The organism is Psychrobium sp. nBUS_13, from assembly GCF_051201665.1.
GTDB lineage: Bacteria > Pseudomonadota > Gammaproteobacteria > Enterobacterales > Psychrobiaceae > Psychrobium.
Genome location: NZ_CP179210.1, coordinates 2,394,333 through 2,409,824, shown reverse-complemented (window position 1 = coordinate 2,409,824; position 15,492 = coordinate 2,394,333). Strand labels below are relative to the sequence as shown.

The window sequence follows — 15,492 nt, the reverse complement described above, 5'->3', positions numbered from 1 at the left end:
GTTATCCTTTAGCGTTTAATCTAATTGAAACGGCATTTGCGTGGGCATCTAACCCTTCTGCCATTGCCAGTGGAACAATTGATGATTCAAGGTTGTTAAGTCCTTCAAATGACAATTCTTGCACCGTAAAGCGACGTGAAAAATCAGCCAAACTTAAACTTGAGTAGCTATTACACATTCCGTAAGTTGGCAAAACGTGATTAGTTCCACTGGCGTAATCGCCGGCAGATTCAGGGCTCCATTTCCCTAAAAAGACTGAGCCAGCTGCATATATATCAGCTAAAACGTCACGTGGCTGCTCGGTTTGAATAATTAAATGCTCAGGCGCATAGTCATTGGAAATACTAATCGCTTCATCGATATCACGGCACACAATAATTTTACTGTGCTCTAGAGCTGCGCGAGCAATATCGGCGCGACTCAGGTCAGTTAATTGCTCTTTGATAGCAGTTGTCACATCACGCGCTAATTGCTCACTGTCGGTGAGTAGGATTGTTTGTGAATCGGTGCCGTGTTCTGCTTGAGATAATAAATCCGCTGCCACAAAAGCGCCATTTGCATATTCATCAGCAATTACTAACACTTCAGATGGGCCTGCTGGCATGTCAATTCCTGCACCGCCAACGGCGTTTGATACTTGTTTTTTGGCTTCGGTAACAAATTTATTACCAGGGCCATAAATCTTATCAACACTTGGTACCGTTTGTGTGCCAAACGCCATGGCTGCGACTGCTTGCGCGCCGCCAATTTGGTAAATAGTGTCAACGCCGCACAGCTGTGCAGTATATAAAATGACATCAGAGATTGGCGGCGGACTACACAAAATGATATTTTTGCAACCTGAAATCACAGCAGGAACAGCGGTCATCAAAACGGTTGATGGTAGTGGTGCGGTGCCACCTGGCGCATATAAACCAACACTGCGAAGCGGTTGAGTGCGCAGTTCACATTGCACCCCCTTAACGGTTTCCACACTAATATCTTGCCGCGCCTGTGCACGGTGAAACTTTTCGATGTTTGATTTAGCCAATGCGATAGCTTGTTTTAACTCGTCACTAATACTTTGGCTAGCGGTTTCAATCTGCGCCGCGCTAACAGCAATCTCGCTAAGTGATGTATTGTCAAAGCGCTGAGCATAATCGCGTAGCGCATCGTCGCCTTGCATCTTAACGTTGTCGATAATGTTACTCACTTGCGTATGTAACATCCCAGAATCTTCAAGCGCTGGTCTGGCGAGCTGCCGCATACGCTCTTGTTGTGATAATGAAGACCAAACTAGTGTGCGCATAGTATTTATCCCAGCATTTTTTCAATTGGCATAACAAGAATCGAACTTGCACCAAGGGTTTTAAGCTCTTCCATCGTTTCCCAAAATAGGGTTTCGCTACTGACGGCGTGAACGGCAACCATGCTGTCGTCGCTTGTTGGTAAAATCGTTGGGTTTTCTGCGCCGGGCAATAGTGAAACGATCTTATCAACATTAGTTTTAGGCGCGTGTAGCATGATGTATTTTGATTCACGTGCTTGAATAACACCATTAAAACGAGTCATTAATTTATCAAGTAATGCTTGTTTTTCTGGGGATAGAATCGCCATTGATTTAATTAATACGGCTTGGCTTTGAAAGAATACTTGTGATTCTTTTAAGCCGTTCGCTTCAAGGGTGGCACCAGTAGAAACCAAATCACAAATCGCGTCGGCGATGCCTGCTCGCGGTGCAACTTCTACTGAACCTTTTAATGTCACATTGGTGTATTTAACATTTTCGCTATCGAGGTAGCGAGTGAGTAAGTGCGGATAAGAAGTGGCAATGCGCTGACCTTCAAATTGCTTCACATCGGTGTATTCAACTTCAGTCGGAATAGCCAGTGATAAACGACAACCACCGAAATCGAGCCGCTTCAACACTTCGTATTCGCTAGGCGCGTTGGCCGCGATGCGTTCTAGTTCTGTCTCTTCAAGTTCGTTCTCGCCGATGATACCTAAATCACACACACCATCCATAATCAGCGTTGGAATATCGTCATCGCGTACCAACAACAAATCGATAGGTTCGTTAGTGCAGTGAGCAATAAGACGCTGTGAGTTGGTATTAAACTTAATACCGCTGCCTTTTAAAAGTTTCTTGGCTTCGTCTGATAGGCGACCTTTCTTTTGGATCGCGATACGTAATCTATTGCTCGTTTGCATTGTTTTATACTCCATAAATAAAAAAACCTCTGGTGAGCCAGAGGTTTTTATTTAACTTATAACCGCTGGCAGAATCGTCATCTTTCCAGCAGAAAATCTCCTGAAAATTACCGGATAATTAGATGATGGCGATGATGATTCAGAAAATTGGTCATTTGTAAGTTAATCGTTAAATTTTGTGTTTCAAAGATGTTAGTAACATTAGGCGAGGGCGTTGGTAAATGCAACGATTAATTTCATTAAATCATTAGACAAAAGGCTATTACTTATGGCTTTTTTATCTTTGCTAGTAACACGATATAAATAATCGATTATTTATAGGGTTAACTATCAGTTTGGTCGTTAGCTTGACTATACATGTATGTGTCATCATAAATTATTGCTGTCTAAATTGGCGTAATGATTTATGCGTCTCTAAATAATTGAAAATAGTCGAACTTAAGCGTGTTGCGTTAATATTTCGTTAAGTTTAAGAGCACGACTATTCCAACGGACAAAAAACTATTATTAAAGGAAGGCGCTGTTGTAGCTAATTGTTGTCTATACTCAATAGTGAGATTAACTTATTGAAGGTATTGGTAATGAATACTAGGGTCTGTTGATCTTTGTGGTTCAAATTTTGTTCAATCTAAAAGGATTTTGGGCAAGGCATGAGGATTGATGCTGGGTTTACCCCAGTGAATGACGAATAACGCGGCACAAAATACTTTTAGGTGAATCCTACGGACAGCATTTGTTTGTTATTTCTACGGCGTTATCGCCTATTCGTGTATTGCTACAGGGATGTAGCTCATTAGGATAATGCAGGAGCTATTATCGAGCCAGCTACACCACATAGGCTCTGCCTTGTAGAAACCCCAAACAAATTGCTGCAAAAATGAACTCAAAAGATCAACAGACCCTAAATCATTTGTAAGTATAACGAAACAACGTTCCTCGATGACTCCAGCGCAAAGAGAGATAGTTCATCAGTCAATTCAAGCCCTAGAGGCTGAAATCAGTACCGATGAAATTATTCAGCCTCTTTTTGACCTATCCCCACAATGCCCTCATTGCGAATCCACTCAATTGAAAAAGTGGGGGAAATCAGGTGCGATACAGAGATACCGCTGTAAAGGTTGTCATAAAACCTTTAACAACAAAACTAAGACACCATTCGCTCGATTACATAAATCTCATCTGTGGGAAGATTATGCCCGTTGTATGCAATTAAAATTATACCAATTGCATTAAGTAAGTGATCTTGTTGTGCGTAGAGAAAATCAGCTAAAACAAGGCGCTCGATTGACTAATAGCTGGCTATTAGGATTGAGAGCAACGCCATTTTAGTTAATTTTAACAAGTACAAGTGGGCAAATATTTAATGCAATTGATGGTATTAGTCGCGGCTTACGGGTGACAACAGTATTTTGGAACAGCGCCTAAAAATTATGTTCCAGTTTATAATCCAATCTCTTATATGGAATAAGTAGCCAAGATATTACTTAAGTTAGTTTTACCAACTAAATCTAAAGAGTCTATTCGCAGTATGCAGTAGTAACGGAGCTATACATTGACCGTAACAGACTAGCAGGTAAATAATCGACTTTATATATGGATATTAACAAGCATGTTGCTGTTAAAGAACGCAATGGTGTAGAAAAATGACACAGGAACTCGCTGTAAATGTAGTGATTGGTATTGGTGCCATTAAAATCAATGAGTCCGTGGTTCATAATGCTTCCATAGCGTGAAAGGTAGACTATCGCGACCTTAGTGACGATAGTCTGTTGAGAACTTACAGTCCGTTATGATATTGAACATTTGTTGATGCAGGAACAAGAGTATCTAATGCGCTAGATACTTCATGCTGACCTACTAATAGCCGTTCAAACTGACGGATGAGCTCAGCCTTGTCTGGTGACTCTTTATCACCAGCGCCGATATTGGTTAGGTCAATCATAAAGCCATCAAATAAGTGGCTTAAATCGTTAATAATTTCCATATTCATAAACTGATCTTGGTTATAAATACTCGGGTAACCGGCTTTTTGCTTGTCGATAGCGAACGAGTCACCTTTTAGGTTGGTAATGCTGGTGGACTTGTCACACGAGAGCATACAGCCGTTATCAATGCGCGGCTTGTCACAACCAACACTTTGCTGGAAGAAACATTGGCGACTGGTCATCAACAAGATTGGATGATAAATGCTATACATCATCTTGAAGTTTTTTGGACGCGCTATTGTTTGAATTTGCTGACGGTTAATTTCATTGGAAATAAAAGCGCCGCTACAATCAAATGATTCTTGTAATGCCAACAATGCATAAGAATTGGTGGTATTTAAAAATGGTCCAGCAATCCACTTGATGCCGAGCTCATAGGCCCGATGGGCAATCCCTGTATTATTGGTGACGATGAGCTCCGGTTTCACTTGCTCGAGAATAGTGACCGCTACATCGAAATCTTTACCAATAAGCACGGGTGGGAACCAAGGAATCAAACGTGGATTGTCATTGAGAAAGTCGACGTATTTAGTACAGCCACGTTTGTAAGCATCTGGCAGTTTAAAGTAGATGTCTGCATCGGTTAATTCGCCTAAATGGATATCGCTTTCATCACAAATGAGTAAAGATAGGGCGGCTGGTGCATCAATATCGGCTTTAGGGTGTTTTTCAAGTGTTGGTAGCAGAACTTCAGGCAGGATTGCTTGGCCGTCATTGAGCTGTTTGGCTACGTCATTTTTTAAGGCTGTTAAGGATTTAAATGATAAGCTTAGGCCTTGTGCTAACTCATCAGAATTCATTGATTCGAGTGTATATTGTGAGCTATTTAAGTTTTTAAAACGTTTTACTAAATCATCATGCGTTGTATTTGATGATTGCGTGCTCACTAATACTTGATCTGAGTGTATTTCAATGACGCGTACGACAGGTTTACTATCTGGCAGCGGTGACGCTTCAACAATAGTGGCCGTAACCGTAAGCGGCATATTTTCAGCACCGCTAAATGAAAGACTGAGGTTCATTTTTTCGATGCTTAGATATTTAATTTTTTCGTTTACATCAGCTTGCAATGCATCACGCTCTTGCGATAATTCCTGCTTGGTATCGTGAATCTGAACCACTGATATTGCATTTTTCGCATTTAGCGCATGATTAGTCGAGTTATCACGAGGGTTCTCAATAAACATTGACTGGTTCAAGTCGCCTTTTAAGAACTTATTGGTAAGATCGCGATTGAAAACCTTGTACAAACGTTCACCGTCTTGCGTTAATTCGCCTGTTTCTAAATAGCCATCGATTTGTTTTCTAAAGCTATCGATAACGGTGTGTACGTAACTGGCGCCTTTAATTCGTCCTTCAACTTTAAAAGAATGCACACCGGCATCGACAAGCGCAGGTAAGTCAAAAAATGCTGAATTGTCTTTGAGGTTAAGGGGAAAGTTATTGCCTGAATTGGTGGTTTCATATTCTTCACGGCAGGCTTGAGAGCAGCGACCGCGATTACCTGAGTTGCCAACACTGGCGGATGTTGAATAACACAGACCAGAAAAGGCAACACATAGCGAACCATGCACAAAGACTTCCATTAATACATCTTGTTCTTTACCGGCGATCGTCATTGCCGTTATTTCACGGAGATTCAATTCACGGGATAAGTTAACTCGAGACGCTCCAAGTTTTTTCAAAAACGGGATCTGACCAATATTATGGGTGGTCATTTGAGTCGATGCGTGAATATCTAAGGTTGGAAAATGCTTTTTAAGTATATAAAGCATGCCAATATCTTGCACAATAACGCCATCTAAAGTGGTATTAACTAGTCGACTTAGCAATTTAGCCAGTGTCTTAAATTCACGCTCTAAAATGACAATATTTAATGTTAGGAAGATTTCACAATTGTATTGATGGGCTAAGCGAATACACCCAACCAATTCGTCAAACGAAATATTCGACGCACGGTTTCGTGCATTAAAGGCATCAAGGCCACAGTATACGGCGTCTGCACCTGCAATAATGGCGGCTTTGATTGCTTCTATATCACCACCGGGGGCGAGTAATTCAATGTTTGGTTTCATGCTATACAACTTTGCTACTGTGCTATTTTTTAATGGCGGGGATTTTACGCAGTTATTAGCAATGATGATAGATCTATATAGGGTCTGTTGATCTTTTGAGTTCATTTTTGCAGTAATTTGTTTGAGGTCTCTACAAGGCAGAGCCTATGTGGTGTAGCGGGCTCGATAATAGCTCCTGCATTATCCTAATGAGCTACATCCCTGTAGCAATACACGAATAGGCGATAACGCCGTAGAAATAACAAACAAATGCTGTCCGTAGGATTCACCTAAAAGTATTTTGTGCGGCGTTATTCGTCATTCACTGGGGTAAACCCAGCATCAATCCTCATGCCTCGCCCACAGGGATGTGGGTGCTTATGCTCAGTCTGGAACAATGAACATGTGCCCAAAACGCTTTTAGATTGAACAAAATTTGAATCGCAAAGTTCAACAGACCCTATTTTAGGTTTATCCAAAGATGGTAGAATATGTGAATCAATAACCGAATTTAACCTATTTATTAGAAGAACATTAGTTGATGCATGACTTTCCATACCTCTATTCTTTACGAAATTGCCCGTTTGCGATGCGCGCTCGACTCGCTATTTATAAATCCGCACTGCCCGTGGCTATTCGAGAGGTTGATTTACGCAATAAACCCAGCGCCATGCTTAAAGACTCTCCTAAAGCGACTGTGCCTATTCTAGTTGTATCGCCGAGTCTAATTCTTGAAGAAAGTTTGGAAGTAATGCTATGGGCGTTAGCACAAAATGACCCGCAGAATTTATTACGTCACGATGACGATGATAAGTTCAACGACATACTGGCGCTAATTTATCGATTTGATAGTCAATTTAAATCGGCGCTTGAAGATTATAAATGCGCGAAACGCTATCACGAGGATAATGTGAGTGAGCAACGGGCCGTATGTGAGGTATTCATCAAGGATTTGGAGCAACGTTTAGCTGGGCATCAATTTGCTATGGACGATCAAGAGAGTTTAGTTGATATTGCAATTTTACCATTTATTAGACAATTTGCCCGTGTTGAGCGTAAATGGTTTGTGCAGTCTCCTTATCCTAATGTGAAACGTTGGCTTAATAGTTACTTACAACATGCCATCTTTTCAAAAGTAATGACTCAGTTTCTATGTTGGCAAGCTGGGGACGACGCCGTAATTTATTGCGCCTAATACCAATTGCATTAAATATTTGCCCACTTGTACTTGTTAAAATTAACTAAAATGGCGTTGCTCTCAATCCTAATAGCCAGCTATTAGTCAATCGAGCGCCTTGTTTTAGCTGATTTTCTCTACGCACAACAAGATCACTTACTTAATGCAATTGGTATAAAACTATTTTTGACGTCTGCTGATTAAAATAAAAATGCCGCTATCATCAATGATGCGGCATTATCGATAATAATTAGACAACTTAGAGATTAGTCGAAGTGTAACCAATTAAGTTGTAAATCAGCTTGCTCTTGACCATCTTTATACTGCGTCATTTTCACAACACTGTAATTAAGCAATGGGGCAACCCAAATTAGCGTATTGCGCGTCGAATTTTCACGAACACGGCGTAATTTGATTGCTTCGAAGCGGCCAATGGGTGTTTTGACATCTTCAGTTCCAACACGTTCAAACGTATAATTTGTTTCATTGCCGCGACGTACCAAATGATAAGACAACACTTTCTTATTAGCGATTAAGTCCTTACGAAGGGCTAGTTGATAAATAAGTGGATCAAATGTGAGTTGAATAGGGCGGAAGCTCTTTTCATTATTCTTATAGACAGACGTTATATTTTTGTCTGAAAACTCGATGGTTTCTTCACGGTCTCGCCCAGTACCAGTGCGTTCATATCGATAGCTTTTTGGCACGAATATGTCTTTTACAAGAGAAAACTCGCTGTCTTCCTTGCGAGTATCAGACAGAAGTAACCATTTAATGTTACTGCTTGACGATAGTTTATATCCATCGCCTGTACTTGTGAGCTTACGATGTCCTTTTCCAAGTTCACTCCCCTTTCTAAATAAAGCGTAACTTGCTTGATAAGGGGCAAAGGCATCTGCTTTTTCTGGAATATTCATTTCGCTTGTTGATGCAAAAGATGGCACCGCAAATAAACAAGTCGCTAAAAATGCTGAGCGTTTTATTATTTTTATCATATTTTGTTGTTCCTAATTGGCGGTATGCAATATAAAAGCGTTACAATACCGATATCTAGTAAAGGTATAATGGTTTGTATAAGTGATGCAACAGTGGCAAGCTGATTTTTTTAAGAAATCGCCTATTTTTAATGATTTAAATCGTCTTTTAGGCCATAAAGGTTGGTTGAGTTGGCCAAGTTGCGAAGAATTAAACAAATTACTACCCAATGATTTGGCTAATTATCAAGGTCAACCCTTAACCTTGGTTGAACAAAATGACGAATTGCTAAGGGATGGTATTTATTACGAGCAACGAATTTTTGAACAAGGGCTTGTCCCCACGCGTCCTGCTAATTGGCATGACTTCTTTAATGCCCTTATCTTTTTGCTTTTTCCACAAACTAAAAAAGAAATGAACCGTCTTCATGTGGAACATATGGCGCAATACGGTAGTCATAAGCGTACGCCATGTCGTGATGCAATAACGCTATTTGATGAATGCGGTGTGATCATTGCCTACACTGACGACGATATAATGGAGCATTTAACAAATCATGAGTGGCGTGAAGGGTTTGTTGATAAAAGGTCATTCTGGAGAAAAAAAGTGAGTGCAACGATAATTGGCCATGCTAATTATGAAAAATCACTCGATCCTTACATCGGCTTTACTGGTAAAGCACTGTATTTAAAAGTGCAGTCTGAGTTTTTTGCGCTTAATTTCTGGGATAAGTATCAATATTTAGATACACTATTGGCGAAAAATTTAGGGGAGTTGTTGAAAGATAACCGACGTTTGTACCCTTTACCGATGTTAGGTGTGCCTGGATGGTGGCCAGCAAATGAAGATAAAACGTTTTACGATAATAAACATTATTTTAGAGCAAAACGTAAAACAACAGTCAGTTAATGGATTTTTAATGAGCAGTTTGGATAAATACCTTTATAAAGTGCCTTTCAAGTGGAGCTTTTTACATCCCAAATATTGGGGAACTTGGCTAATGGTGCTGTTTTTAGTGATATGCGCCTACACACCGGTGAAAATACGAGATTGGATTGCAGTGCGATTAACGGGGTTTGTGTATCGCATTGCAAAGAAACCCGTTCATGTGATTGATTGTAATTTAAAAGCGTGTTTTTCGGATATGACTGAAGAAGAGCGTAAAGCGCTTATATACAAAAATATCGAAATGTTTTTACTCTCGGTACTTGGCCAGGCAGAGCTGGCGTTTCGTTCTAAATGCCACATTATGAGTCGCTATAATGTTCAAGGTCTTGAGCATTTTAAGAAAATTGTCGACGATGGTGAGCAAGCGATTTTTGTTGCTGGACATACGTGGGGACTAGAATACGCAGGGACCTACTTTATGGCTGGCGGCATGCCAATGGTGACCTTTATTAATGAGCATAAAAACCCTATTTATAACTGGTTATCGGTGAGGCAACGTACTCGTTTTTGTGACAGTGTCTATGTACGTGAAGGCGGTATTCGTGTCATGTTAAAGGGCATGAAAGAAGGTAAACATTTGTTCTTTCTTCCAGATCAAGATCATGGCGCAGACAAGTGTGAGTTTGCTACGTTCTTTGATACTCAAAAGGCATCATTGCCAATTTTAAGTCGTTTATGTAAAGCCACCAAAGGGCGAATTATCCCTCTGCATATTGCCTATGATGTTGAATACCATCGTTTCAATTTAACTATTGAGCCGCCATTTGATTGTTCAGGCGCGGAAGACTGTAAAGAATCTGAAGCTCAGTTTTTAAATCATTTGATAGAAGATTTAATTATGAGAGATTTGACGCAATACATGTGGATATTACGTATATTAAAGACTCGTCCTGAGGGCGAAAACTGCATTTATAAGAAAAAGAAATAGCATTGACTGTGAGAGTCGCATTAAATTCAATTACGGCTCGTCTGCTAAAGGCGAGCGACTATAAAATTTACTGGAAAATCAATGAAAAAAGCATTGTCGCTTATTAGTTTAGCCATCCTTTGTACCCCTGCATTCGCAAGTTCAGACACTGAGAAAAAATTAGAGGTTATTGAAGTAACGTCTAATTTTCGTCAAGCAAATTTAATGAAAACCGCCGGCAGTATTTCTGTTATTGGTAACAACGAAATTGTCGACCGCAATGCGATGCATACTCAGGAGCTATTAGGAAATCTAGCTAATGTCAATTTTTCTAGCGGCGCTAGTCGCGGAAACTTTGTTCAAATTCGTGGTATCGGATTACGAAGCCAATTCGTTGATCCGATCAATCCGTCAGTCGGGTTATTAATTGATGGCATCAATTACGCTGGGCTAGGTGGCGCAGGCGCATTGTTTGACGTTGACACCGTTGAGTTATATCGCGGGCCCCAAGGAACCCAGTTTGGTAATGACGCCATGGCAGGGATTATCGCGATTGATTCAACACCAGTAACGGCTGACCAAACGAATAGAGCGATGTTAAGCGTTGGTGATTACGGTACCTTTGGCGCCGGTATTGCAATGGGCGGCGCCGTTACAAATAACGTTAACGCTCGTTTGTCAGTTCAAACGCAGCAAAGTGATGGCTATGTTACTAACGATCACCTAATGCGTGACGATACTAATGATATTGACGAAAGCAATGTCAAATTAAAAACCAATTGGCAAGCAACCGAAGACTTGGTGATTAACACAACCTTACATTTTATTGATGTTGATAACGGCTATGATGCTTTTTCACTAGATGAAAATGGCCGTACATTGTCCGATGAACCCGGTCAAGATACACAAGAGACCAAAGCGATTGGGGTAAGTGCTTATTATCAAGGCTTTGATAATGTCGAGATTCAGGTATTAGCCTCAAGTTTAGACAGTGATTTATTGTACAGCTACGACGAAGATTGGTCGTATGTTGGCATACGAGAAGGCTGGGAGTACAGTGCATTTGATGCCTATACGCGTACTCGTAAACAATCAAATGTAGATGTTCGCTTACTATCAAAAGGTGCAACGTTGTTTAATAACACAACGTCATGGGTTGCAGGTATCTATTTAAGTGAGCGTGATAGTGGTCTAACGCGTGCATATACCTATGCCGACCAAGATTTTGTCAGCGATAATCAGCATAGTGATCAGGCTATATACGGTGAGTTGCAGCATCAACTGTCACACAAAACCAGCATGACATTTGGCGCTCGTATCGGACAATACGATATTGACTATGTTGATAATAATGGTGTTTCACGCAAGGTTGATGACAATCTCTATGGTTTACATTTTAATGTAACTAATCAAGTGAACGAACAGGCAATGACTTATGTGTCGCTATCACGCAGTGATAAAGCCGGTGGTGTTAACGGGGACGCATTAGCAAAAGCAGGTAGTATTTCTGATCCAGCTTTACAGTCTCAACTAGCAACTAATGCGACATTTGATCCTGAGACCTTATACAGCGCTGAATTTGGCGTCAAAGGGCGTAGTTTAGATAATAATCTTAATATTCGTTTAGCCGCATTTTATAATTATAGAAAAGACCCACAATTGAAAGGTTGGGTAACGGATAAAGTTGCTGATAACAGCGCTGAAACATTTATTGGTTATAACGACAATGCAGGCTCAGGCCGAGGTTATGGTATTGAATTAGAAACGCGTTATAGCTACAACGATAACCTAGATTTGTATTACAACGTGGGGTATTTAATAACGCGTATCAAAGATTATGTCGTGATCAATAAACACGGTAGTAATTTGGATATGCATAATCGTCAAATGGCCCATGCGCCGGAGTATCAATTTAGTGTCGGTGCCAAATATCAAGCTGACAATGGTTTTTATGCTAATGCAGAAATACAGGGTAAAGATTCTTTCTATTATTCTGATGGCCATAATCAACAATCGGATTTCTATGCATTGACTAATATTGCACTTGGCTACCAAGGTAGCGATTGGAAAATTAATTTAGCCGCTAATAATGTGTTTGACCGTGAATATGCGGTGCGTGGTTTTTACTTTGGCAATGATCCGCGAAACGGCTACGAAGCACGTAATTACGTTCAGCTAGGTTCGCCTTCAACCGTCAATCTATCAGTTGAGGTTAACTGGTAATGAAGTTATCTGTTGAAATTAGTAATTACCCCCTTAACGAAGATTATATTGTGCCGATTAAGGACTTTATTGAGCGGCTCAAAGCAACAGACGGTTTACGTATTAGTTGCAACACTATGAGTACCCAGATCTTTGGTGATTACGATGTCGTGATGGATGTATTAAGCCAGGCGATGAAATATTCATTTGAGCATTTTGGGAAAATGATATTCGTGTGTAAGTTTATTAATGCTGATTTAGATCCCGTTCTAAAGCCTCACGATGATTGAGTTTTTTAGTTCTGCCATTGACGGACTTATAGCAAGCTCTCCCTGGGAGCTGCTTGCTGTCGCGCTAGCTGTTGCCTATTTATTATTGGCGATGAAACAAAGTCAGTGGTGCTGGCCAGCCGCTTTTGGATCAACGACTATTTATACCGTTCTTTTTTGGGATAGTGCGCTATTAATGGAATCAGCCCTTAATGCGTATTACTTGCTAATGGCGATTTATGGTTGGTGGGCATGGCATAAAAAAGATGACGCTGGGTTATCAACGCCTATTCAATCGTGGTCATGGAAAAAGCATGTTAAAGTTATTGGTATTCTTTCAATAATTAGCGCTGTGGGTGGTTATATCATGGCGAATTATACGCATGCAGATTTTGCCTATCTCGATACTGTAACAACGGTGTTTGCTGTCTTTACCACGTGGATGGTCACGCAAAAAATACTCGAGAATTGGATATATTGGCTAGTAATTGACGCTGCATCTATCTATTTGTATTTAGCCAAAGGCTTTAATCCAACAGCATTACTATTCATGTTTTATTGCGTGATGGTGGTGTTTGGCTATGTCAAATGGCGCGCTCAATATATAGCAACAACTCAGACGCTGGCACCGCAACGTGCTTAATGCGTCAGCGCTTGCATTAACTCAATACTTCTCAGACCTTGTGATTATCGATGTTTCACCGATGATAGGAGGCCTGAGTCAGCGTCTCTATTTAGTCACTTATCAATCAAACCAAATAACGGCACAATGCGTTGTTCGCAGCATTGACGACAGCCTATTGGCTCGCCAAGAATACGCCTTAATGCGCCATGCTGGTAAACTCTCTGCCAACGCCGGTGCGCTTGAGAGCATTACAATCGATGGTCAATTGCTTAACTTGATAATAATGGATTATATCGATGGTAGTTTAGCTAAGGATATCCCTTTAAGTTCTTATTATCTCAATACTATTGCCCGCCAACTATCGTTATTGCACCAAAGCTTACCAAATGCGCCTATTCAGCGGCCATCAGTGAATAAACTGTCGTTAATTGATGATTATTGGACCTTGATTATCGATGCGACCCTGGAGGATAAAATTCGTTATCAGAGGTGTTATGCACTGCTACGCAATATTTCCTTTGATAATACGGCGCTTATTCATGGGGATCTCAACCTAAGTAACTTAATTGTGACTTCTGAAAATGTGGTGTGGTTAGATTGGGAATATGCGAGTGTAGGCGATGCTTATTTTGATTACGCTGCATTTATTGTTGAATGCGATCAGGATATTGAAGGTCCGTTTATTGGCTATCTTGAGTCATATAATAGCACTGTCATTGATCTTGAAAGGTTATCGTATTTTAAACTCTATTACGCACTAATCAGTTGGTTATGGTGTGTGGGGTTAGCTGAATCAAAAACGCCACAACTGAGTGCGGCGCTTCATAAATATCGTGATGAAGTTGATCAGTTAGTTACTGTCATTGTTTCCAACGATATTTGATTATAAACATCAATGAGTGCCGTTTTTAGCTTGATCCTATCATGATAAGGAGAGGTTTTACTGGCAATATCACGGTAGTAATAATCACCTTTCGATTTTGAACATTCTGAATTAATCAAGATAGCGTCTGGTCCTGCTAATGTCGTGATATCTGTAGACCATTTTAGCAATGCGCTTTTAGAGATATGACCAGCGGGACTATTTTCTGCTATTAAGTTAGTAATAAAAATTTTCTTCGCTTTGCTTTTGGTAATCGCTTGTTGAATTTCAGGCATGATAAGTGGCGGCATGATGCTTGTGAGCAAGCTGCCTGGTCCAATAATCAATAATTGTGCTTTTTCAATCGCTTGAATTGCTTCAGGCGTTGCACTAACTTGTGGCTCTAACAATAAGCTCTGGGGCATTGCAGACATTTCATCAATATGAGTTTCGCCAAAAACCCGTTGCCGCGTTTGTGTAACAGCAACAAGGTGCGTGGGTTGCTCTGACATTGGAATAATACTGCTTTTAACATCAAGCATTTCTCGAATGACATTAATAGCGTCCAGAGGCCGAACGCTCATTTGGTCCATCGCCAGCAACATTAAATTACCCAGATTATGCTCTGCTAGATCACCTTGACCAATAAATCGATATTCAAATAATTGACTTGCAACGGTAGGGCGGGTGGTTAGTTGATTGATGCAATTGCGCAGATCACCCCATGCAATACAGTTTGCTGCTTCTCGCAGACGTCCTGTCGAGCCGCCATTGTCTGTGGTGGTTACAATACCTGTTAGTTTTTCGCCGAGATGAGAAAGAGACGAAAGAACACGGCCTAAACCGTGACCACCGCCAATGGCGACGACATGATCTAATTTGTCAAAAGGAGAAGTTGTTGAAAGTGTTGCTGTAATTGGGCTAGAAATTTGAGAGGTAGCCATAAAGAAGAACCAGTAATTACCATAAAGTGTATTCTAGTGAATATTAAGAAATGTTACAACTTTATGGCATTTAGGAGATTAAAACTCGCAAGTAATGTCGATATCCGAAGTTGGCGTGGTGCAACAGGTGAGGATTTCTCCATCTCTTATATAGGCGAGAGGTTCGGTTGTATAAGCAACAGAGCCACGGTTTAATTGACAGCGACAAGCACCGCAGGTGCCATCTCGACAGTGATAGTTTACCTTGAGTCCTTGGGACTCAAGGTATTCTAACGTCGTGATTTTACTATCAGGGCCGATAGCTTCATCACATTGCACGTTATTGTAGGTCACTGTTTTATTCATAAGACTATA

Annotated in this window: 13 protein-coding genes and 1 pseudogene; 8 read left to right on the top strand and 6 right to left on the bottom strand. The window is 40.6% G+C overall.

Going from position 1 to position 15,492, the window contains the following annotated elements:
• Position 1: 1 nt before the first annotated feature.
• Both hisD and hisG read right to left on the bottom strand, forming a co-directional pair.
• Positions 2-1,288 carry a histidinol dehydrogenase gene (gene hisD / locus ACMAZF_RS10990; protein WP_435273889.1) on the bottom strand — a complete coding sequence of 429 codons (1,287 nt, stop codon included), beginning with the start codon at positions 1,286-1,288 and terminating at the stop codon, positions 2-4.
• Between the two features lie 5 nt (positions 1,289-1,293).
• A complete protein-coding gene (gene hisG, locus ACMAZF_RS10985; protein ID WP_435277230.1) occupies positions 1,294-2,190 on the bottom strand; it encodes an ATP phosphoribosyltransferase in 897 nt (298 codons plus the stop codon).
• A 939-nt stretch (positions 2,191-3,129) separates the two neighbouring features.
• Between hisG and ACMAZF_RS10980 the strand changes: the two are divergent.
• Positions 3,130-3,408: pseudogene (locus ACMAZF_RS10980) on the top strand (transposase); the annotation flags it as partial.
• Between the two features lie 559 nt (positions 3,409-3,967).
• Here the strand turns inward: ACMAZF_RS10980 and ACMAZF_RS10975 are convergent.
• A complete protein-coding gene (locus ACMAZF_RS10975; RefSeq protein WP_435273888.1) occupies positions 3,968-6,250 on the bottom strand; it encodes a peptidase U32 family protein in 2,283 nt (760 codons plus the stop codon).
• Between the two features lie 520 nt (positions 6,251-6,770).
• Between ACMAZF_RS10975 and ACMAZF_RS10970 the strand changes: the two genes are divergently transcribed.
• Entirely contained in the window at positions 6,771-7,424 is a 654-nt protein-coding gene (locus ACMAZF_RS10970; protein WP_435273887.1) for a glutathione S-transferase, read from the top strand.
• A 248-nt stretch (positions 7,425-7,672) separates the two neighbouring features.
• On the opposite strand, the gene ACMAZF_RS10965 is transcribed toward ACMAZF_RS10970, so the two are convergent.
• Positions 7,673-8,401, bottom strand: coding sequence for a DUF3108 domain-containing protein (locus ACMAZF_RS10965; RefSeq protein ID WP_435273886.1), 729 nt, complete (start codon positions 8,399-8,401; stop codon positions 7,673-7,675).
• An 85-nt stretch (positions 8,402-8,486) separates the two neighbouring features.
• On the opposite strand from ACMAZF_RS10965, the gene ACMAZF_RS10960 reads away from it, so the two are divergent.
• The 6 genes from ACMAZF_RS10960 (at position 8,487) to ACMAZF_RS10935 (ending at position 14,215) form a co-directional block, all read left to right on the top strand.
• Positions 8,487-9,290 carry a DUF3025 domain-containing protein gene (locus tag ACMAZF_RS10960; RefSeq protein WP_435273885.1) on the top strand — a complete coding sequence of 268 codons (804 nt, stop codon included), beginning with the start codon at positions 8,487-8,489 and terminating at the stop codon, positions 9,288-9,290.
• Positions 9,223-10,257, top strand: a complete 1,035-nt coding sequence (locus ACMAZF_RS10955; protein WP_435273884.1) for a lauroyl-Kdo(2)-lipid IV(A) myristoyltransferase — start codon at positions 9,223-9,225, stop codon at positions 10,255-10,257. The genes ACMAZF_RS10960 and ACMAZF_RS10955 overlap by 68 nt, the downstream gene beginning before the upstream one ends.
• An 81-nt stretch (positions 10,258-10,338) precedes the next feature.
• Positions 10,339-12,459 carry a TonB-dependent receptor gene (locus ACMAZF_RS10950; protein ID WP_435273883.1) on the top strand — a complete coding sequence of 707 codons (2,121 nt, stop codon included), beginning with the start codon at positions 10,339-10,341 and terminating at the stop codon, positions 12,457-12,459.
• On the top strand, positions 12,459-12,728 hold the full coding sequence (locus ACMAZF_RS10945) for a YkoF family thiamine/hydroxymethylpyrimidine-binding protein (RefSeq protein ID WP_435273882.1): 270 nt from the start codon (positions 12,459-12,461) through the stop codon (positions 12,726-12,728). The genes ACMAZF_RS10950 and ACMAZF_RS10945 overlap by 1 nt, the downstream gene beginning before the upstream one ends.
• A complete protein-coding gene (gene pnuC, locus ACMAZF_RS10940; protein ID WP_435277229.1) occupies positions 12,724-13,350 on the top strand; it encodes a nicotinamide riboside transporter PnuC in 627 nt (208 codons plus the stop codon). Before ACMAZF_RS10945 ends, pnuC begins: the two co-directional genes overlap by 5 nt.
• Positions 13,343-14,215: a phosphotransferase gene (locus tag ACMAZF_RS10935; protein WP_435273881.1), complete on the top strand. Its 873-nt coding sequence runs from the start codon at positions 13,343-13,345 to the stop codon at positions 14,213-14,215. Before pnuC ends, ACMAZF_RS10935 begins: the two co-directional genes overlap by 8 nt.
• On the opposite strand, the gene yvcK is transcribed toward ACMAZF_RS10935, so the two are convergent.
• Both yvcK and yfaE read right to left on the bottom strand, forming a co-directional pair.
• The gene (yvcK, locus tag ACMAZF_RS10930; protein WP_435273880.1) at positions 14,179-15,138 is read right to left on the bottom strand and encodes a uridine diphosphate-N-acetylglucosamine-binding protein YvcK; all 960 of its coding nucleotides are present in this window, start codon (positions 15,136-15,138) and stop codon (positions 14,179-14,181) included. The two genes, ACMAZF_RS10935 and yvcK, sit on opposite strands and share 37 nt — an antisense overlap.
• Before the next feature lie 78 nt (positions 15,139-15,216).
• Positions 15,217-15,483: a class I ribonucleotide reductase maintenance protein YfaE gene (gene yfaE, locus ACMAZF_RS10925; protein WP_435273879.1), complete on the bottom strand. Its 267-nt coding sequence runs from the start codon at positions 15,481-15,483 to the stop codon at positions 15,217-15,219.
• Positions 15,484-15,492 lie beyond the last annotated feature (9 nt).

Excerpts from the sequence above, each read along its gene's own strand:
- ACMAZF_RS10975 (WP_435273888.1), bottom strand. The coding sequence starts at position 6,250 with ATGAAACCAAACATTGAATTACTCGCCCCCGGTGGTGATATAGAAGCA.
- yfaE (WP_435273879.1), bottom strand. The coding sequence starts at position 15,483 with ATGAATAAAACAGTGACCTACAATAACGTGCAATGTGATGAAGCTATC.
- hisD (WP_435273889.1), bottom strand. The coding sequence starts at position 1,288 with ATGCGCACACTAGTTTGGTCTTCATTATCACAACAAGAGCGTATGCGG.
- ACMAZF_RS10955 (WP_435273884.1), top strand. The coding sequence starts at position 9,223 with ATGAAGATAAAACGTTTTACGATAATAAACATTATTTTAGAGCAAAAC.
- ACMAZF_RS10965 (WP_435273886.1), bottom strand. The coding sequence starts at position 8,401 with ATGATAAAAATAATAAAACGCTCAGCATTTTTAGCGACTTGTTTATTT.
- hisG (WP_435277230.1), bottom strand. The coding sequence starts at position 2,190 with ATGCAAACGAGCAATAGATTACGTATCGCGATCCAAAAGAAAGGTCGC.
- yvcK (WP_435273880.1), bottom strand. The coding sequence starts at position 15,138 with ATGGCTACCTCTCAAATTTCTAGCCCAATTACAGCAACACTTTCAACA.
- ACMAZF_RS10970 (WP_435273887.1), top strand. The coding sequence starts at position 6,771 with ATGCATGACTTTCCATACCTCTATTCTTTACGAAATTGCCCGTTTGCG.
- ACMAZF_RS10950 (WP_435273883.1), top strand. The coding sequence starts at position 10,339 with ATGAAAAAAGCATTGTCGCTTATTAGTTTAGCCATCCTTTGTACCCCT.
- ACMAZF_RS10945 (WP_435273882.1), top strand. The coding sequence starts at position 12,459 with ATGAAGTTATCTGTTGAAATTAGTAATTACCCCCTTAACGAAGATTAT.
- ACMAZF_RS10960 (WP_435273885.1), top strand. The coding sequence starts at position 8,487 with ATGCAACAGTGGCAAGCTGATTTTTTTAAGAAATCGCCTATTTTTAAT.